The following is a 19,280-nucleotide window of genomic DNA, read 5'->3' on the forward strand; positions in this document are numbered from 1 at the left end:
AGAAATAAAATAGAAAAACTCCCAAGCTAAACTTGGGAGCTTTTAACGTCTGTCCCAATAAATGGGAGCCCTAATATATAATACAGAGTTCGGGTATGTTTGTCAAACATTTGCCCCTTTTTTCAATTCGTGAACTATTTAGGCTTTCACTCGCTTGAAAACCGTGATGGTTTCAACGTGAGTTGTTTGCGGGAATTGATCTAATGGTTGCACCGCACCCTCAATTTCAAAGCCTTCTGCCAAAATTTGCACCGCATCACGCGCCAAAGTGGCTGGGTTGCAGCTGATGTAAACAAATGTTTCCGGTGCCATTGCAGCTACGGCTGAAATCAATTCCGCCGTCAACCCTTTACGGGGTGGATCCACAAAGACCACATTGGGCTGCAACCCCTCCGCTGCCCAAGCGACCATTTGTTCTGGCGCATCAGCCGTGACAAAAGTCACGTTGTCAATCTGGTTGTTACGGGCGTTTTGTTCGGCATCAGCCACCGCGTTTTCAACGACTTCAACGCCATAAACATGCTTCACCTTGTCTGCAATTGACAACGTAATCGTCCCGATACCTGAATAAGCATCAACCGCAATATCCGTTGGCTTCAAGCCAGCTTTTTCGGCCGCCAATGTGTAAAGTGTGGCCGTCGTTTGTGGGTTTACTTGGTAAAACGAGTTCGGCCCGATTACGAAATCTTTGCCCATCAATTGGTCGTGAATGTCATCAGCACCCCAAATGGTTTCGTTCCATTGTCCCATAATCACATTGGTATCATCATGATTAATATTGTGGATAAAACTCTTTAATTCAGGGAGTTTTGCCCGCAATCGCGTGGCAATTTCTTCTGCTTCCGGTAGGCGCTTGGTGTTGGTCACGATTACCACCATCAATTCGTGGGAGTAATAACCGCGACGGGCCATAATGTGGCGAACCACACCTTTTTTAGTCTTTTCATCATAGGCTGATAACCCAAGGTCTCGCAAAATATCACGCGTGACCGTCACGGCTTCATCAACCTTTGGATCTTGAATGTAAAAATCTTCCACAGGCACGAGGTTGTGCGACCCACGACGATAAAAACCAGTTTCTAACTGACCGTTGATGGTTTGCACTGGCACTTGGGCCTTGTTACGATACTTGGTTGGGTCAGCCATCCCAATGGTTGGGCTGACTTCGACGTCAAGGTTAACTTTTTTAAAGAGTTGGGCCACTTGACGTTGCTTGAATTCGAGTTGGGCGGCATATTTCAAATTTGCCAATGGGGCAATGCCTGTTGTAATGGCAATTTGATTGGCATTTTGCACACGGTTAGGTGATTCTTGCAGCCGCTTGATCACACGACCAAAGGCAAAATTCTTTTGCACTTTGGTAATACCAAGCCGGACAACTTCGCCAGGAATGGCATCCACCACAAAGATTGGGAAGTTATCAATTTTAACGACGCCCATCCCTTGATAAGTAATGTCGACAACTTCCCCTTCGACTTCTTGGTTCTTAGTTACAGGGGCTTTTTGGGGATAAACCCGATTGGCTTTGGCCATAGCATTTCGCTCACTTTCTTGTTGCGCCTTTTGATACGCACTGTCATGTCACATTATTTAACGTCGAGTTTTTCGACGTCCGCCATAAATTGTTGCTTTGTTTGGTCAGAAATCGTTGCCGCCTCTGGCATGTCGGAACGGTTGGCCACAAACTCAATGTGTTGCTGGAGATCCGTGAATAACATGGGGGCATCCCCGCCATATTCACCATCCAAATTAACCTTCAATTGATCGTCATCCAATGGCGTGATTTCAACTTTATTGGTCTTTTTATAAATCATTTGTGGGTTATCCACATGTTTGCCGCCATTTAACATTTGGGCCACCATTTGCAAAATTTGGCCCAAGTTGGATTCTTTGATAATCAGGAGCGTGAACTTACCATCATCTAATTTCGCATCTGGCACAATTGACTCAAAGCCGCCAACTGAATTGGTTAAGGCCAGAAAAATCATCGAAATTTTGCCAGAATATTCACCATCATCATAGGTGACCCGCGCATTAACTGGCTTAATCCGCGTGATGAGTTCTGTCCCTTTCACCAAATAGGCTAAATAACCATACAAGGATTTCATCAACGAAGGGACTGCATAAGTGACTTCACTAATCGTGCCCAAGGCCGCAATATTCATGAAATACTTTGCTTGCCCGGCTTGGTCGATTTCGCCAATATCCATCTTAATCGTTTCATGCTGCAAAATGACTTTGGCAGCTTCCAAAGGTTCATCCCGTGGCAACTTCAAAGCACGTGCATAATCATTGGTCGTCCCCGCTGGAATCACGGCCATCATTGGTCGCTTTTCCAAAGGCGCTAAGCCATTGACCACTTCATTAATCGTACCATCACCACCGGCTGCAACAATTAAGTCAAACCCCGCTTCCGCTGCACGCTTGGCTTCTTTAGCGGCTGACATCGGCTCTGGCGTCGTGGCAAAGGCGGAAGTTTCGTACCCTGCTGATTCATAAACTTGCAAAATATCCAACATTTCACGTTTAATGGCCTCCCGGCCAGATGTTGGGTTGTAAATAATTCTTGCTCTCATGTTCGCTTGTGCGTAACGGTGTTTAACACGTTACCTCACACGTTGCCGTGCTGACACGATCCTTTCTTAAAAACTTATGTACACAGGCCAACGCCTGTTATCACTGATAAACCAGTTTTTTGTGTTGCAAAATTAACGCTTTGCTAATTCTTCTAGTAACATTTTGTTCATGATGCCAGGGTTAGCTTGTCCCTTAGACATCTTCATCAATTGCCCAATTAAGAAGCCGGTTGCCCGATCTTTGCCACCCTTAAAGTCTTCAATTGATTGTGGGTTGGCATCCAACACCGTTGTAATCCATTCTAGCAAGACGGCTGGGTCACTAATTTGCACCAAGCCATGCTTTTTGGCAAAGGCTTCTGGCTCTTCGCCAGTCATAATTGCTTCAAATACTTGCTTGGCTTGTTTGGTTGAAATCGTGCCAGATTCAATCAAGCGAATCATGCCGGCCAAATGTTCTGGCGTCAATTGCGTCTCTGACAATTCGACTTGGTGCTTGTTCATGTAGGCATTCACATCACCAATTAAGTAGTTCGCTGCCCGTTTAGCATCCGCACCAGCTACCACTGTCGCATCATAGAAATTCGCCATCGCCAATGTCTGTGTCAACACTTCGGCGTCATAAGGTTCAATGCCCAAATTCGTGACGTAGTCGTGTTGTCGTTCAGCAGCAGATTTTGGCAATTCAGCCGCCACCTTGTCAATCCAAGCCTGATCAATGACGACCGGTGCCAAGTCAGGTTCTGGGAAATAACGGTAATCATCTGCCCCTTCTTTAACACGCATCAAAATAGTTGACTTGGTTGGCTCGTTATAACGTCGAGTTTCTTGTTGAATCACACCACCAGCGCGCAGCACTTCGGCTTGGCGCTTTTCTTCAAAGTACAGCGCGTTACGCACGTAGTTAAATGAGTTGATGTTCTTCATTTCAACCTTGGTTCCATATTGATCAGAACCATAAGGTCGCAATGAAATGTTAACGTCGGCACGCATCTGACCTTCTTGCATCTTGGCTTCAGAAATACCCGTAAACAAAATTGTCTGACGGAGTTGTTCCAGGTAAGCATAGGCTTCTTCAGGTGATGCAATATCAGCTTCTGACACAATTTCAATCAATGGTGTGCCCTGACGGTTCAAATCAACATAAGAATAGCCATCTGTCCCGTGGGTGTTTTTTCCGGCATCTTCTTCGACATGTAATTCTTTGATGCGCACACGCTTGACGCAACCATCTTCAAGTTGCACATCCAAGTACCCATTTGTGCCCAAGGGCGTCTGTGATTGGGTTGTCTGATAGGCCTTTGGATTATCAGGATAGAAGTAGTTCTTACGATCCCAACGAATAAATGGTGATACTGTCGCATGCAACGCCAATGCCGCCCGCATCCCGAATTCCAAAGCGCCTTTGTTCGCCACGGGCAAAACACCTGGGTACCCAAAGTCAATCACATTGGTATTTTCGTTGGGTTCGTCACCATAATGGACTGGGGATGGTGACATCAGCTTTGAGTTTGTTTGCATTTCAACGTGGACTTCAAGACCAATCGTTGTTTCAAAATTTCCTGTTCCCATAATTTTCATCCGTTCATCTTTTCAGGTGAACGTTGTTCCTCCCTCTTAGCTTAATGTGTGCTTTGCAATGGCTGGCTTTTGTTCAAACAAACGACTCGTTTGTTCAAAAGCATAACCTGTCTGATAAACGGTCGCTTCGTCAAATGGGCGGCCAATAATTTGCAACCCAACCGGCAACCCGTCAACAAATCCAGCATTAACAGACATACCAGGCAAACCAGCCAAATTCACTGGAATGGTCAAGACGTCAGCCAAATACATGGCTGTGGGATCATCCACTTCTTCACCCAAACCATAAGCTACCGTTGGCGCTGTTGGTCCCACAATCACATCATAATCAGCAAACACTTTGTTAAAGTCTTCAATCAACAACGTCCGGATTTTAGCGGCTTTCTTAAAGAACGCATCGTAAGCACCGGCTGACAATGAAAATGTGCCCAGCATAATCCGGCGCTTCACTTCATCACCGAACCCTTCTGAACGCGTCTTAATGTAGAGTTCTTCCAAGTTCTTCACATCGTCAGCGCGGAAGCCGTAACGCACACCGTCATAACGCTGCACGTTAGATGATGCTTCAGAAGACATGATGATATAATAAGCCGCCACACCATATTTTGTGTGGGGTAAGCTGACTTCATCCACTGTTGCACCAAGGGCTTCTAGTTGCGCAATCGCAGCTTTCACCGTGCTGGCAACCTTTGGATCAATCCCTTCACCAAAGTATTCCTTTGGTACGGCGATTTTCAAGCCTTTGACATCACCCGTTAATTTCGCTGTGAAATCGGGTACTTCACGTTCAGATGACGTTGAATCTTTGGCATCAAAACCTGAAATGGCATTTAAGACCAACGCATTATCTTTGACCGTGCGTGTAAACGGCCCAATTTGATCCAATGATGACGCCATGGCAAACAAGCCCCAACGTGACACACGACCATATGTTGGCTTAAGCCCAACAATGCCGTTAAAAGCAGCTGGTTGGCGAATTGAACCACCCGTATCTGATCCCAAAGTAAATGGTACTAAACCAGCTGCAACTGCTGCGGCTGACCCACCAGATGACCCACCAGGGACCTTTGTTTGATCCCACGCATTTGCTGTTGTCTTATAATATGACGTTTCTGTTGACCCACCCATGGCAAACTCATCCATGTTCGTCTTCCCAACAGAAATCGCGCCAGCCGCTTGCAACTTATCAACAACTGTTGCATTATATACAGGCTTAAACCCTTCTAAGATGTGTGATGCACCCGTGGTTTGAATCCCTTCAGTTGCCAAATTGTCTTTCAAAGCTAATGGGACACCGGCTAAGGTTTGGGTAAAGTCTTGTTTGTCATCCACTGCTTTGGCCTGTGCCAAAGCGGCTTCTGGATTAGTCATAATAAATGCCTCAAGTTGGGGATCAACTTGGGCCACGTTATCCAACGTTGCTTGTGTCAGTTCGACTGCCGTCATCTCTTTGGCAGCTAGCTTGTCATGCAAAGTTGTGAGGTCATTATCAAAAAAGTTAAACGTCATGATTACTCTCCTTCGCCATCCAAAATTGCTGGCACTTTAATCAATCCCGCTGCCGACTCAGGTGCATTGTCTAACAGTGCTTGTTTTTGGTGCCAATTTTCAGCGACATCTTGGCGCAAATGATTGACATTTTCAGTGACCGAATACGTCGGTTCAACCGCCGTTGTATCCACTTCGCCAAGCGTGTCAAAAATATTTAAGATGTCTCCCAATTGCGTTGTAAATTGTTCTAATTCGGCATCGTCAAATGCTAATTTAGCCAAATGAGCAACGTGCGCAACTTCTTCTTTTGAAATCGTTGTTTCAGACATTTACTTACTCCTTTAAACATGCGTCATGTCCCGCATTTTGCTGCACAATCAACACTTCATATATACTTATTTATTCTACCATAAGTCAAGCGCTCCCTTCGCTTGCATTTTAAAAACATTGGCGTATAATTGAATTTGTTGTATAAACAACGTGACCAACTACTTTGTTTAGCGTCTCACCGTCGCTTCACACAGTTCTTGGCGACATTTTAGAAAGGTGGATATGATTATGGCCCTTACACAAGAACGTAAGAACGAAATCATCAAGGAATATGCTCGCCACGAAGGCGATACAGGTTCAGCTGAAGTACAAATCGCAGTTTTGACTGCTGATATTAACGAGTTGAACGTACACATGGCAGCTCACAAGCATGATTTCCACTCACAACGTGGTTTGATGAAGAAGATCGGTAGCCGTCGTAACTTGTTACGTTACCTCCGCAACACTGATATTCAACGTTATCGTGAATTGATCCAACGCTTAGGTTTGCGTCGTTAATCTTTTTAAGATTACTTGAAAACCTCGTATCAAATTTAAGGAGAAAAGACATATGCCTGTTATTGAATCAGCAATTCAACGTGTTCGTCTTACGAAAAAGCAACACGATCGTAACGAACCTCAAATCAGTGCTTACCGTACAGCTGTTAAGCGTTTTGAAAAAGCTTCAGCTGCTGGTGAAGACAATTTGGCAGAATTATACAAGACTGCTTCTTCTGCAATTGATCGCGCCCACTCAAAGGGTTTGATCAAGAAGAACAAGGCTTCACGTGAAAAGTCACGTTTGGCAAAGTACGTCAAGTAATTTAAAAACACCTTGGAAATAGTTCCAAGGTGTTTTTTTATGCGCTTTTTAAGATAAACCGTTCAAAGAATAAGTCAGGTGCTTGCGTCGTCGACTTTAATTTAATCTCAATGTCTACCATGCCTAAATATCCAGCACGCAAAGTTGGCAAATGATACTGCCGCAGCATGTTCTTGGCTAACTTCACCCGATATGGATGGACACCGAGTGTTTGACCAATGACTTGATCCGTGCCAGTCATGCCAGCAATTTGTAAAAGTAACCGAAATTGCCCAGTTAATACTGCGTTAATTCGCAGCGCTGGCTCACCACTTTGCAGCAAATCGCGATAAATCGTGAGGGCTTTTTTAGCTTGTCGCGTCATCACAGCGTCAACAAGGTCAAACACCGTTGCCGTCAGTGTTTTAGGCACTAATGCAGACACGGCAATCAGGGTAATCTGTTTATCTTTGGCTGCATAAGCGATTAACTTCGGCAACTCATTGGTCATCGCTGAATACTGTGCATTCGTGCGTAAAAGTAATTCTTGCATCGCATCGGGCGTAATGTGGTAACTTCGTTGCGTCAATTGCTGAGTGATAGCTTGCTTGGCTTGTTGTTCATTTAAAGCTGGCAAGTCAATATGCTCGGCTGCTTGCAGCAAGGCCTTGGTGAGTTTTTTTCGCTTATCAACTTTTAAATCATTGATAAAGAAAACAACAATATTTTCACTGACTGGCTGGCTTAATAATTGCGTGAGCTGCTTTTGCTCCTGATCAGAAACTTTGCCTTTTGCAGTTAAAAATTCTGGATTGTCGACCAAAATCACCCGATGACCGCCAAAAAACGGCATCGACATCGCATCATTTAATAACACATCAACACCTTGCGTGGCCAAATCAAACTGGCTTAAATTCATGTCAACGTCTTCTAGTTGAATCAGGGTCTTAAAAGCCGTTCGTGCCCGTTGAATCAACGTTGGTTCATCACCAATCACGACATAGAAATTGGCTAAGGCATCATTTTGTATTTGTTGTTGTAATTGTTGCAGATTCATTTGGCACTTTAACCTCAAAACGTCCTTTTTCTCCAAAATAACTGTATCTAATCATACCATTTGTTTGCGTGTTAAAGCTGGCCAAATGATTTTCTTGCATGGTTTTTAAAGTTTCGGCATGGGGATGGTGATACCGGTTATCACGCCCCGCTGATATCAATACCACTTTTGGCTGCCAACGCGCGATAACGTCTGGATTGGTCGCCGTTTTTGAGCCATGATGACCAAGTTTCATAATATCCACGGCTAACTTTGGATATTGCGCAGCCACGCTAGCTTCCCCAGCTTGATCGAGATCACCAGCTGTGAAAATATTTTGGCCGCCGAGTCGACACCACAAGGCGAGACTATCTTCATTTTTAGCTTGACCAGACGTGGTTGGATGTAAAATTGCAAAAGGAAAATTGGGTACCTGCGCGCCGGCTGTGACTTCGATCACTTGTGCCTGTCTTAAAAAAGGTTGGATTTCCCGCTTAAAGGCAGCCTGTTGTTGCATCCCCGCTGGCACAATCACGCGCGTGACCACCAACTTTTCTAAAATCACTTTGGCATAACCAATATGATCCGTATCTTGATGCGTTAATACTAAATTATCCACACGGCTAATCCCAAGACTATGAAGATAATTCACAATGACAGTTTCTCCAGCTGTGCGGTTGCGTAGGGTCTGTTGCCAAGGTTTTTTCTTAGCAAACTGCGGTGCCCCACCAGTATCAATCAAAGTGACCGACCGATTCAGTGGCGTCCGCAAAAGCGCGGCATCCCCTTGCCCAATATCAAACGTCGTTAATTCACCCCGTAACGGATACTTCACACCAACCATGGCAATAAGTAACATCACGAACCACAACCACCGCACCCTCTGAGCCATGCTTTTGTATGGGACAAAACTCATAAGCGCCAATAACAATAACACCAGCGTGACCCACCATGGCAGTTTGCCAATAATGACTTGTCCTGGCAGTTGGGCAAGCCAATCAACCGCCTTGGCAAACGTCGCGATAATGACATTCATCAGCCTTGAGACAGCGACAACGTCCTGCCCCAACCAGCCAATCAAAACGCACGGGACAATGAGCACACTAAACAAAGGGATGGCTAAACAATTCGCTAACGTCTGTAAAAGGTGCCAAGTGAATTGTTGGGCTGTCAGCAGGACAAAACTCACTAGGCTAAGCCAAAGATTTGTTTGCCAAAACGTCAATTGCGCTGAAAATAACAGGCAAAATGTCAAAACAAAAGATAATTGCCCACCTAACGTCAATAAAATGGCAGGTTGATAAATTAAACTCCCGAGTAAACTAATGGCCCACACCGCTTCAGGCGGACACCGACGCCAACCCAAAGCGCCACCTAAGCGAAAAATCCCAGCGATGACGGCCCGCACCAATATACCGGGTGCGCCAGTAAAAATAAAATAAGCTAATAACGCAACTATTCCGACGGCCACAGTGACTTCTTGTGGACACCATAACCGCCTGAGAATCGCTATCAGTGCTAGTAACAAATAAGTCACTTGAAAGCCAGACACACTAAAGAGATGGACCAAGCCAAGTGTTTGCACCCCAGGATTTTGGTTATAAAATGCCTTTGGCGGGGCGCCCAAAATCAAAGCTTGCGCATACTCACCTAACGGTGCTGGTAATTTGGCCGCGTTCGCCATGGCTTGGGCATGCCAATTGTGTAGTTGATCGCCAACCTGTTGCCAAAACGGTTTTTTCGCTGGCTGGGTTAGGACTAAAGTTGAAAACTTAATCTGATGGGTGATGCTTTGCGTCGCAAAATAATCTTGCGGGTCAAACTGATTAAAATTCGTTGCTGGCATAAGCCGCGTTTTCACACCTTGGCCGCTAAACTGACTGACGCGGTCAAAACTCAGCCATTGCTTCTGTGCTTGCTCCGTGTGGATTTGAAAGATAAAACGGACTTTTTCACCACTGCCAGCCAGTTGGCATGTCCCGCGTAACCACTCACCATCAACAGTCAGATCATCTGGCAATAAACGACCGGAAATATAGGTGCTGGTACGCGTTGTATTGTGTGCCTGCTGCAACAATCGGTGGGCATCCCAGCTAAAATAACTAACCATTGGCAGACCCAGGAAAAGTAATAGCATCACGCGACGAAATGATACTTGCCTGAAATAAACAATCCCCATCAGCAAGCACAGTGTTACTGTCATTGGATTAAAGCGGTAAATACACCCGCTCACAGCGGCAATACACAGACTCACATGTAATAAATCACGGCTCGTCATTATACCGTCAGCTTATCTTTGAGGGTTTCAAATCGTTTTTCACCAATGCCTGAGACAGCCTTTAAGTCTGTTATTTGTTTAAACCCGCCATTGGTTTGTCGATACGCAATGATTTGCTCGGCTTTTTTCTCCCCAATGCCTTCCAGCATTTGGAGTTCATCGACCGTTGCCGTATTCAAATTGACCTTTGCTTGATTCGCCGATTGATTCTGACCTCCGGCACCTGTCACTGGCCCCGTTTCACCTTTTTCTGGGACATAAATCATTTGGCCGTCAGTTAATTTTTGTGCCAAGTTAATTTGTAAGCTGTCTGCCTGTTCAGTCAATCCGCCGGCTTGCGCAATCACAGCTTGCAGCCGTGGCTGCTGGCTGACTTCATAAACCCCTGGCCGTTTAACAGCACCTTTAATATCAATTAAGATCTTATCATTAGTTGCGCGCGTGTTTTGTGCTTGTTTTGGCTGACTTGCTTGGCTGGCACTTTGTTGTGGTTGTGGTATCGTTTTAGTAGGCTGCCTCGTCACGGCAAAAAATAGCAAGCACACACCAGCGACTAACAACCCCACGACAAGCCAGCGTCGATGTGCAAGCCATGTTGATTTAAACTGTTCAAATTGTTCGATCATGCCCACTCCTTTTCATGCATCATACGTCAATAGCATTAAAAGCACTAAAAAACACCTAACCGAAGTTAGGTGTTAGTTTGGCATGTAAGATGCGCTCTTACGGGCGGTCATTGGTTGTCACGCCAATAACAAAGTCGCGTCACCTCAGTGCAAGCACTGTTAGTCAAGGTGAGATAATGGGGTTCCACAACCACCATTAACACCTGCATCTATACGAGATGTGTGATTGAACACAGCAGGCCGCCTTCGGCGCTAATGTTTCAAGCGCTTCGACTCATCGCATAGAAATATCTTATCACATTTACCAACACACCGTCAAGCTTTTTTATTCAGCCAATAAGTGTCTTTCAGCATAACCTGCTATAATAAGACTATGATTAAATTAACACAACTTGAAAAACACGCGATTGGTCGCTTAGCCAATCCAACCCGACTAGCCCTTGAAGATCTCATGGTGCCAGATTTTTATGGCGACACACCCCACCAACTGGCCGCCTACGTCATTGAGACATATGACCTAGGCCAACTGGATGGCGTTAAAAGCACTACTGCGGCACATGTCTTAGATTTTACTTGTCAATTCGATGCGCAAACCCTGCGGGTCACCGGAAAAATTATCCGCCAAGTTTAGTCCTCAGCCGACGCGTCAGCTGCCTGCTGGGTTAAAATAGCTTGAAACTGCGTATCAAACCAAGTCGAAATCTTTTGTTTCACGCTTTCAGGGTCATCCACATATGCAGCAACTGAACTGGCCAGCGCAATTTTAAGTTGCGATTGGCTCACTTCAGGATTTTCAATGATCATGTAAAGATTGACTTCATAATCTGTTTTATCTGGCCAAATCAGCTTATTCAATTGGTTCGTATACCGTTGTGGCAAGTTGATGACATTGGTTTCTAATGTCAACGTGGTCCCGCCTTCAGTAACGCCACCATTAATCGTTAACGCAATATGCATCAAATTTGTGTCAGCAATATGATCATCTAAAGCAGCAAAGAGATCATCTAAAGCAATTTGTTCGTGATCTGTTTGCGTTAGATTTAACGTATCGCTATCCTGTGCTGTAAGATGTGCTAACGCTTGTTCACCAGTTATTTGCATCATTTGCCCTCAAAATTTTAATAGTTCTATCTTATCATAAAAAACGTCCAGCATTTCGGGGTAATCTCCCACTTCTCTGGACGTTTTTTCTTTGAAATTATTGATGTGGCATCCGATCCCAAAAATCCACCTTATTCACTTGGCGACTCCGAGCAATTCCCATGGCATGCTTGGGAATATCTGCAGTAATTGTTGATCCTGCAGCGGTGATGGCCTCGTCAGCAATCACCACCGGCGCTACAAGCTTTGTATTTGAGCCGATAAAGGCACGATCCCCAACGGTGGTATTGAACTTGTTCACACCATCATAGTTGACAAAAATTGTCCCGGCACCAATATTCACTGCTTCACCAACTGTCGCATTGCCAATATAAGTCAGATGACCAGCCTTAGTATTGGCAGCCAAAGTCGCTTGCTTAACTTCCACAAAGTTGCCCACATGAACCGCGTTACCCAAGTTGGCCTTCGGCCGCAAATGCGCATATGGCCCAACCGTCACATCATCCGCCAAAACGGCTGACTCAAGATGCGAGGCCGTAATGACATTGCGATCGCCAATTTGGCTATCTTGAATCCGTGAACCTTGGGTAATGACGTTATCCTGGCCAATGTGGGTGTGTCCTAAAATCGTCACGCCACCTTCAATGACTGTATCTGAACCAATCGTCACTTTAGCATCAATGTAGGTATTGGCAGGATCAATTAACTCCACACCGGCAACCATTAACCCATGATTGATGCGTTCGTGCATCACCCGATTTGCAACAGCCAAGGCAACACGATCATTCACGCCCAATGATTCTGTAAAATCTTGTAGGGTGTGCGCCCCAATTTGATGTCCTGATTGCCTCAAGATATCCAATGTATCAGGCAAATAATATTCCCCTTGGGCATTGTTATTTTTGACCTGTGATAGGGCTTCAAAAAGCAACTGATTATCAAAGACATAAACGCCAGTGTTAATTTCTTGAATCCGTCGTTCTGTCACACTGGCATCTTTTTGTTCGACAATTTTGAGTACCGTATCATCATCCGCACGTACAATTCGGCCATAACCTGTCGGATCATCTGCAATCGCTGTAAGTACCGTCACGGCATTTTTAGAATTTTGATGCGCTTGGATAAATTCAATTAGCGTTTCAGAACGAAACATTGGCGTATCGCCTGACATAATCAAGGTCACACCCAGACTATCTGCTAATTGGGGTTGTGCTTGTTGAACAGCATGACCAGTACCAAGCTGTTCTTGTTGCAACACAAAGTTACTCCGTTCGCCCACATGGGCTTGTACGCTTTCCGCACCCACACCAATGACGGTAATTGGCCGTTTATCTGTTAGTGGGGCAACCGCATCTAGTACCCAGTCAATCATCGTTTGCCCAGCAACACGATGTAACACCTTTGGGGTTGTCGAACGCATACGCGACCCATGCCCGGCCGCTAAAACCAATACATTTACTTCGTCATTCATAAAAAACTTACGCCTCGTGCTTGTATATCTCTTCTAAATAGTTCCCAGCAGTCACCAAAATTGGTGCCCCATTCTTCAAATTAGTATCCACATGTAACAACGATGTGAAACGATCTAGCAACCGCGTTGCTGAACGGCCTTCGGCAAAGACAGCAGTCCCAACAACCGTCCCGTCAAATTCACTAACCAAAGTTTGCATCCCTTGAATCGTGCCGCCAGCTTTCATAAAGTCATCCACAATTAAGACACGTGACCCTGTCCGTAATGAGCGTCGTGACAATTCCATTTTTTCAACACGTTTAGATGAACCTGTCAAATAATTCACCGAAACTGTTGGCCCTTCAGTCACTTTGGCATCGTCTCGGACAATCACAAATGGCACATTGAGTTGTTCAGCCACGGCTTGCGCCAAAGGCACTCCTTTTGTTGCCGCTGTCATGACCGCATCAATATTATCACGCAAGTATTGCGTGGCAATTAAACGACCAGCTTGTCGCAAAATATCAGGCCGGCCTAATAGATCAGATAAATAGACGTAGCCACCTGGCAAAACACGAGTTTCGTCGTCAACGTCCTGACGAATAGATTCGATAAATGTTTTAGCTTCATCTTCTGCCATATATGGCACAAAGCGTGCGCCACCTGCAGCACCTGGTACGGTTTCAAGTAACCCTGTCCCACGTTCTTGGAACGTCCGCTTTAAAATTGATAGATCCTCTGAAATAGATGATTTTGCTGAATCGTAGCGCTTGGCAAAGTAAGACAAAGAAATCAATGTCCGTGGACGTTCTAGCATATAACGAGCCATATCAACAAGTCGATCTGAACGGCGTGTTTTCATAATATATTTTCGTGCTAAAACGAACTTAGCACATATTCTCCTTTATCAGTATTTAACAATAATTATAACATCTATTTTTATTCAATGTTCGGTATTTAGGCGCTTTTTTTGAATTGCCAAACCGAGAACAAATAGATGACGACTTCTATCATCGCGATAAAGAAGCTCGTGGGTAAATTCGTTAAATAAGCAATTGTCAGCCCAACCCATGTGCCAAACAAGGCAAAAGCGATGGCCAGTCCCATCAATTTGACGGTTGTTGTCACATAATATTTGGCACTCGCTGCCGGTAAGGTCACTAAGACAAAAATTAACAATGACCCGACCAATTGTGACGAAATACTCACTGATAAAGCAATCATCACCAGAAAGATATACCGAACTGCCTTTTGTCGACGCGTTTGTAAGAACATGCCCGCTTCATCAAAAGCCAATTGGCGCAGTGCGCGAAAATTACTCAATAAGACCACGATCACTAAGATTGCCAACGCTAACAACAACCATAAATCCTGATGGCTAATGCCAAGAACTGAGCCAAATAAAATGCCAGTCGCAGCAGTCGTGCTCGTGTGACCCAAAGCTAAAAATAAGATGCCTAAGCCAATTGCCAAGGCCGATATGGCACTTGTGACATTATCACGCTTCGTATAGCCCGACTCTAAGGCACCGATGGCTAATGATGCGCCACTGGTTGCAACCATCATGCCAAGCAAGGCTGGCCAACCAGCAAATAAGCCAAAAGCTGCGCCAGCAAAGCCAATCTCGCTTAAACTATGCGTTAAAAACGCATAATTACGTGCCACGACAAACGTGCCAACAATGCCGGCGACGATACTCACAACCGTGCCTGCCATAAACGCATTTTGCATAAAATCATAACTAAACATCATGTACCTCGTCTTCTTCGTGACCGTGCGTCATTTGCATCGTCAAAGATTGCAATGCGATCTGATCGCCCTGATTTACGCCGCCATTCTCAAACAAAAGGTACCCATCTGCAAATTGTGAGATTAGCTTTAATTCATGCGTGATAAACAAAATGGTCAAGTCTTCTTCTTTTTGCAATTGTTTAACCGTTTGGAGTAATTGCACCTTGTGTTCATGGTCCAAGCTCGCCGTCGATTCATCAAGAATCAACAAATCTGGTTTTTGTACTAAGGCTTGTGCTACAAAGGCGCGCTGCTTTTGCCCACCAGAGGCTAGGCCGAGGCGTTGGTTGGCAATTCCCAACAAGTCCATCCGCGCTAGTGCTGCTTGGATGGCTTGTTTTTCATCAGCTTGCCACCACAAGCGCCAACCTTGATTATAGTTGAGTCCCACGAACTCAGAAATACGTAAAGGATAATCACGCGTGATATCACGAAATTGTGGCACAAAGCCAATACGTTTGGCTTGTCGTGATAAAGTCCCAACAGTTTGAACGTTTTGGCCAATGAGTGCCTTGACAAAACTCGTTTTCCCAGCGCCATTTTCGCCCAAAATCGCGAAAAATCGGCCTTTTGGAATAGCAATGTTAGCCGCTGATAAAATGACTTTTTCGCCGTAACGAATACCAAAATCTTTTGTTTCAATAATACCCATTAATTCTCACCTTCTGTTGGTTTCAATGCTGCTTGCAATTGCGTCACGAATGAGAGCTGCCAATCCCATACTTTTTGATCGGTTGGTAAAATTTGGTTAAACGTAATAATTGGAATATGATGATCATTGGCCAGTTGCAGTAGGCGTTGATCATTTGGTGAGGCATCTTGACTCGCATTTAAAATAAAGCGGATCGTATGGTCTTGCATCTTTTGCGCTAGCGCGTCAAAATCGGCATCTGTCGCTGACTCAATATCTGCTTGCGCCGTTTGGTACCCCAGTTGAGTCATAAACAAATCTTGTGCATGATTTGTCGCGAGATATTGTACATTTTTTTCCGCCTGTAAGTGCGCAATTCCCTCAGCTAACGGCTTCATTTTATCCAACAATGCCTGACTTTGTTTGATATAAAAATCACGGTTTTGTGGATCAAAATCACTTAACAAATCAGAGAGCCGCGTGACACTTTGTAACGTGACCTGGGGACTCAACCAATAATGCGTGGCGCTTTGAGGTTTGACCCCGTCACTAGCAATTAGCACTTTAGAGCGCAATTGGAATTTTTGCCGCTGCGTGAGAAGCGAACTATCGTGACTATCAGTGAGCACCACTTCAGCCTGTTTGAATTTCTGACGTTGCTGTCTTGTAGGCAGTTGACCTGATAACAGTTGCACATGCCCGTCTGACCCAACAATATCTTGTGCAATTTGTTGGTAAGCCACATAATCGGTCACAATTTTGACTGGTGCGTGTTTGGGTGTCGGTAATGGCACGGTTAGCTTCACGATAATCAGGCAAAGGCCAATAGGAATCAAAAGCAGCGTTAAAATGGCGTATAGTGCTTGTTTATTCTTCATGAAATGCTCTCAATTCATACAAAAAAAGCCCATGCGGGCATTTAAAATTAATCGGCAAACGTAATATTAATGTTGTTTGTTAAAATGTCGGTATAACTATATGACGCCCGTTCAAAATTCGCATCTTCGTCCAGTTCAACGACGAACAAGGAGGGGAAAGTTGAGCGGAGGACACCACTGCGTTCAGTGATTTTTTTGCGACCAGCTTGCGCTACTACGGTAACCTCTTCCCCAACATGGGCATCGAGCTTGGTCTTGATGTCTTGCAAACTACTTGGCATTTTTATACCACCTTTCGTGAAAAACTTAATTTATTTTATCACAAAATGGGAATAAATGCAAATTATACTGTATATTACCCGTCATAATCCAAAAAATATACGTTTTACTGGGTCAACCCTTCCGCACGTAGCGCGAGATATAGCGTGGTGAATTCAGCCAAATCAAGCCGTTCAGCACGTACAGATGGCGCAATGCCCGCGGCCGTTAACGCATTGGTGATTTTTTCTTTCACCGGCGCATCTTTCCCATAGGTTTGCAGCATATTATTCCACAAGCTCTTGCGACGATGAGAAAAGCTCCCCTTCACCACACCAAACAAACGCTCAGGCTGAGCCACAACTGTTGCCGGCGTCAAAGGCGTGAGTTTAACCACCGCGGAGTCAACATTAGGTGCTGGATTAAAAGCAGCAGCCGGCACCTGGATAGCTAATTTTGCTTGTGCAAAATAAGCCACCGTCAAGGTCAATACCCCATACGCTTTCGTACCCACCGCTGCGTTCAGACGATCCGCGACTTCACGTTGCATCATCACAACAATGTTATCCCAAGCAATATTAGCCCGCAACAATTGCATCAAAATCGGCGTGGTAATGTAATACGGCAAGTTGGCCACGACTTTCACGCGCGCACCTGTGCCAAATTCATCCGCAATCATCTGCGGTAAATCAACTTTTAAAATATCTTGTTCGACAACTTTGACATTGTCATACGGGTGCAACGTGTCAGCCAATACCTTGACCATCTGTGGGTCAATTTCAAAAGCCAATACCTGTTTTGCGGCACGGGCGAGCTGTTCAGTCAGTGCGCCGATACCCGGACCAATTTCAATCACATAGTCCTCTGCGGTAATCTCAGCGGCATCCACGATGCCATGAAGTACCGAGAGATCAGTTAAAAAGTTTTGCCCGAATTTTTTCTTGGCGCGTAACCCGTATTGATTTAAGATCGCTTGGGTACGGATTGGGTTTGCAATATCAATTATCTCTGCCATGTTCTGGAGTCCTTTGTAGTGCGGCACGTATTTGGTCTTGGGTAATGCCAAATTGGTGCAGGCGTTTCATGAGTTGTTTCCCGTTGGTATAGCCAATATGCAGTGTTTCACCAAGTATCTGGCGATTCACACGCGCGTGGGCGCCACCTAATAAGCCATTTTGTAAGAGAAAGTGTTGGTCAACATCACTGGTCTGTGCGACTTGCGGTGTCATCACTTGTGCCAATGCGGCGCGTAACACTGCTGGTTCGGCATGCTCAACACCCAGTGATTTATGCGGATTATCTTTGGCTGCACGGGCCGCATCTTGTGTGATATAAGCTTGCTTAGCTTCCGGGACATGTGCCGACATGATTTGTCGAATACGTTGGCCATTGAAATCTGGGTCGGTTAAAATAATCACCCCACGAGTTGCCGCAGCGCGTTTGGCGCGCATCACCGCATCCGGTGTGACGGCACTGCCGCCCGTTTCAATCGTATCAGCAATCACCGCGCGGGCCAAATTTTGAGTGTCTGAGCGTCCCTCGACCACAATCATTTCATTGATTTTTGGTTTATCAGTCATGATTCAAAAATAAACGATGGGCGTTAGTCCGTGTGATTTCCGTCAGTTCTTTGGGTGTCATCTCGAGTGTTTCTGCCAATGAATCCAACACGTATTTAACAAAGGCCGGTTCATTATCCTTGCCTCTAAATGGCGTTGGGGCCAAATAAGGGGCATCGGTTTCAACGAGCAACTGTTCAAGCGGGACGACTTTGGCTGCTTCGCGCACTTCTGCTGCTTTTTTAAACGTCACAACCCCACTAAATGAAATATGCATCCCTAAATCAACAAACGCCAGCGCTTGTTCAGGGGTGCCTGAAAAACTGTGCATAACGCCCTTTTTAACCCCGCTGGCCTTCAACATCGCATACACATCGTCAAACGCATCACGGTTGTGGATAATCACGGGTAAATCATATGCTTTTGCCAAGGCCAGGTGCGTTTCAAACGCCTGCTTTTGGACATCATGCGGCGCTGTTTCCCAATAATAATCAAGGCCAGTCTCTCCGACCCCAACCACTTTATCGGCTTGTAATTGTGCCGCCAAAGTTTGCGCTGCGGCGTCATCAAAATCTACCGTATCCTCTGGTTGAAACCCTAACACTGCATAGATGTTATCATGCGCCTGTGCAATCTCTAAGGCCCGCGCGTTCCCCACGGCGTCATAACCCACAATATTCATTTCCATGACCCGGAACTCATTAGCACGGCCAATGTAAGCCGGTACATCATGAAATAGTTTATCATCATTGAGATGTGTATGCGTATCATAGCTATCAGCTGGGGTCTTGGTTAAATCATAAATTGCCATTTTCTTTCTGTGTGTGGTCAACACACACATTCCTCCATTCTTTATTTGTTTAAAACAATCGCGCTGACATAATTGGTTTTAAGAAAAAAAGCCGCCAAGCGA

21 protein-coding genes are annotated in these 19,280 nt (G+C 45.2%); 3 read left to right on the forward strand and 18 right to left on the reverse strand.

The window, feature by feature from the left end; all coding sequences use genetic code 11:
- Positions 1 to 138: 138 nt before the first annotated feature.
- The 5 genes from rlmD to gatC form a co-directional block, all read right to left on the reverse strand.
- Complete coding sequence (rlmD, locus tag HF966_RS01540; RefSeq protein WP_168675914.1) at positions 139 to 1,533, reverse strand: 23S rRNA (uracil(1939)-C(5))-methyltransferase RlmD; 1,395 nt, start codon at positions 1,531 to 1,533, stop codon at positions 139 to 141.
- A gap of 53 nt (positions 1,534 to 1,586) precedes the next feature.
- On the reverse strand, positions 1,587 to 2,576 hold the full coding sequence (locus HF966_RS01545; protein ID WP_168675915.1) for a diacylglycerol kinase family lipid kinase: 990 nt from the start codon (positions 2,574 to 2,576) through the stop codon (positions 1,587 to 1,589).
- A gap of 132 nt (positions 2,577 to 2,708) precedes the next feature.
- The gene (gatB, locus tag HF966_RS01550) at positions 2,709 to 4,148 is read right to left on the reverse strand and encodes an Asp-tRNA(Asn)/Glu-tRNA(Gln) amidotransferase subunit GatB (RefSeq protein WP_168675916.1); all 1,440 of its coding nucleotides are present in this window, start codon (positions 4,146 to 4,148) and stop codon (positions 2,709 to 2,711) included.
- Positions 4,149 to 4,193: 45 nt separating this feature from the next.
- Positions 4,194 to 5,666 (reverse strand): Asp-tRNA(Asn)/Glu-tRNA(Gln) amidotransferase subunit GatA, encoded by a 1,473-nt coding sequence (gene gatA, locus HF966_RS01555; protein WP_168675917.1) that lies wholly within the window; start codon positions 5,664 to 5,666, stop codon positions 4,194 to 4,196.
- A 2-nt stretch (positions 5,667 to 5,668) separates the two neighbouring features.
- On the reverse strand, positions 5,669 to 5,977 hold the full coding sequence (gene gatC, locus HF966_RS01560) for an Asp-tRNA(Asn)/Glu-tRNA(Gln) amidotransferase subunit GatC (protein ID WP_168675918.1): 309 nt from the start codon (positions 5,975 to 5,977) through the stop codon (positions 5,669 to 5,671).
- 229 nt (positions 5,978 to 6,206) lie between these two features.
- On the opposite strand from gatC, the gene rpsO reads away from it, so the two are divergent.
- Both rpsO and rpsT read left to right on the forward strand, forming a co-directional pair.
- Complete coding sequence (gene rpsO, locus HF966_RS01565; protein ID WP_004902545.1) at positions 6,207 to 6,476, forward strand: 30S ribosomal protein S15; 270 nt, start codon at positions 6,207 to 6,209, stop codon at positions 6,474 to 6,476.
- 52 nt (positions 6,477 to 6,528) lie between these two features.
- Positions 6,529 to 6,780 (forward strand): 30S ribosomal protein S20, encoded by a 252-nt coding sequence (gene rpsT, locus HF966_RS01570; protein WP_168675919.1) that lies wholly within the window; start codon positions 6,529 to 6,531, stop codon positions 6,778 to 6,780.
- Between the two features lie 37 nt (positions 6,781 to 6,817).
- Here rpsT and holA read toward each other — a convergent pair whose 3' ends face one another.
- The 3 genes from holA to HF966_RS01585 form a co-directional block, all read right to left on the reverse strand.
- Positions 6,818 to 7,816: a DNA polymerase III subunit delta gene (gene holA, locus HF966_RS01575; protein WP_168675920.1), complete on the reverse strand. Its 999-nt coding sequence runs from the start codon at positions 7,814 to 7,816 to the stop codon at positions 6,818 to 6,820.
- Positions 7,779 to 9,998: a DNA internalization-related competence protein ComEC/Rec2 gene (locus tag HF966_RS01580; protein WP_247594538.1), complete on the reverse strand. Its 2,220-nt coding sequence runs from the start codon at positions 9,996 to 9,998 to the stop codon at positions 7,779 to 7,781. The genes holA and HF966_RS01580 overlap by 38 nt, the downstream gene beginning before the upstream one ends.
- Positions 9,999 to 10,072: 74 nt before the next feature.
- Complete coding sequence (locus tag HF966_RS01585; protein ID WP_168675922.1) at positions 10,073 to 10,699, reverse strand: helix-hairpin-helix domain-containing protein; 627 nt, start codon at positions 10,697 to 10,699, stop codon at positions 10,073 to 10,075.
- Positions 10,700 to 11,072: 373 nt separating this feature from the next.
- Here HF966_RS01585 and HF966_RS01590 point away from each other — a divergent pair, with 373 nt between their 5' ends.
- Positions 11,073 to 11,330: a hypothetical protein gene (locus tag HF966_RS01590; protein ID WP_168675923.1), complete on the forward strand. Its 258-nt coding sequence runs from the start codon at positions 11,073 to 11,075 to the stop codon at positions 11,328 to 11,330.
- Here HF966_RS01590 and HF966_RS01595 read toward each other — a convergent pair.
- The 10 genes from HF966_RS01595 to HF966_RS01640 all read right to left on the reverse strand — a co-directional run bounded on the left by HF966_RS01595 (position 11,327) and on the right by HF966_RS01640 (position 19,178).
- Complete coding sequence (locus tag HF966_RS01595) at positions 11,327 to 11,800, reverse strand: hypothetical protein (RefSeq protein ID WP_168676138.1); 474 nt, start codon at positions 11,798 to 11,800, stop codon at positions 11,327 to 11,329. The genes HF966_RS01590 and HF966_RS01595 overlap by 4 nt on opposite strands.
- A gap of 97 nt (positions 11,801 to 11,897) precedes the next feature.
- The gene (gene glmU / locus HF966_RS01600) at positions 11,898 to 13,271 is read right to left on the reverse strand and encodes a bifunctional UDP-N-acetylglucosamine diphosphorylase/glucosamine-1-phosphate N-acetyltransferase GlmU (RefSeq protein WP_168675924.1); all 1,374 of its coding nucleotides are present in this window, start codon (positions 13,269 to 13,271) and stop codon (positions 11,898 to 11,900) included.
- Between the two features lie 7 nt (positions 13,272 to 13,278).
- Positions 13,279 to 14,112, reverse strand: a complete 834-nt coding sequence (purR, locus tag HF966_RS01605; protein ID WP_168675925.1) for a pur operon repressor — start codon at positions 14,110 to 14,112, stop codon at positions 13,279 to 13,281.
- A gap of 95 nt (positions 14,113 to 14,207) precedes the next feature.
- On the reverse strand, positions 14,208 to 14,999 hold the full coding sequence (locus HF966_RS01610) for a metal ABC transporter permease (protein WP_168676139.1): 792 nt from the start codon (positions 14,997 to 14,999) through the stop codon (positions 14,208 to 14,210).
- Positions 14,992 to 15,693, reverse strand: a complete 702-nt coding sequence (locus HF966_RS01615; protein ID WP_168675926.1) for an ATP-binding cassette domain-containing protein — start codon at positions 15,691 to 15,693, stop codon at positions 14,992 to 14,994. Before HF966_RS01615 ends, HF966_RS01610 begins: the two co-directional genes overlap by 8 nt.
- Positions 15,693 to 16,550: a metal ABC transporter solute-binding protein, Zn/Mn family gene (locus HF966_RS01620; RefSeq protein ID WP_168675927.1), complete on the reverse strand. Its 858-nt coding sequence runs from the start codon at positions 16,548 to 16,550 to the stop codon at positions 15,693 to 15,695. The genes HF966_RS01615 and HF966_RS01620 overlap by 1 nt, the downstream gene beginning before the upstream one ends.
- A gap of 47 nt (positions 16,551 to 16,597) precedes the next feature.
- Positions 16,598 to 16,831, reverse strand: a complete 234-nt coding sequence (locus HF966_RS01625) for a Veg family protein (protein ID WP_168675928.1) — start codon at positions 16,829 to 16,831, stop codon at positions 16,598 to 16,600.
- A gap of 104 nt (positions 16,832 to 16,935) precedes the next feature.
- The gene (gene rsmA, locus HF966_RS01630) at positions 16,936 to 17,823 is read right to left on the reverse strand and encodes a 16S rRNA (adenine(1518)-N(6)/adenine(1519)-N(6))-dimethyltransferase RsmA (protein WP_168675929.1); all 888 of its coding nucleotides are present in this window, start codon (positions 17,821 to 17,823) and stop codon (positions 16,936 to 16,938) included.
- Complete coding sequence (gene rnmV / locus HF966_RS01635; protein ID WP_168675930.1) at positions 17,807 to 18,388, reverse strand: ribonuclease M5; 582 nt, start codon at positions 18,386 to 18,388, stop codon at positions 17,807 to 17,809. Before rnmV ends, rsmA begins: the two co-directional genes overlap by 17 nt.
- On the reverse strand, positions 18,381 to 19,178 hold the full coding sequence (locus tag HF966_RS01640; protein WP_168675931.1) for a TatD family hydrolase: 798 nt from the start codon (positions 19,176 to 19,178) through the stop codon (positions 18,381 to 18,383). The genes rnmV and HF966_RS01640 overlap by 8 nt, the downstream gene beginning before the upstream one ends.
- Positions 19,179 to 19,280 lie beyond the last annotated feature (102 nt).

This window comes from Leuconostoc holzapfelii (assembly GCF_012396485.1).
GTDB lineage: Bacteria > Bacillota > Bacilli > Lactobacillales > Lactobacillaceae > Leuconostoc > Leuconostoc holzapfelii.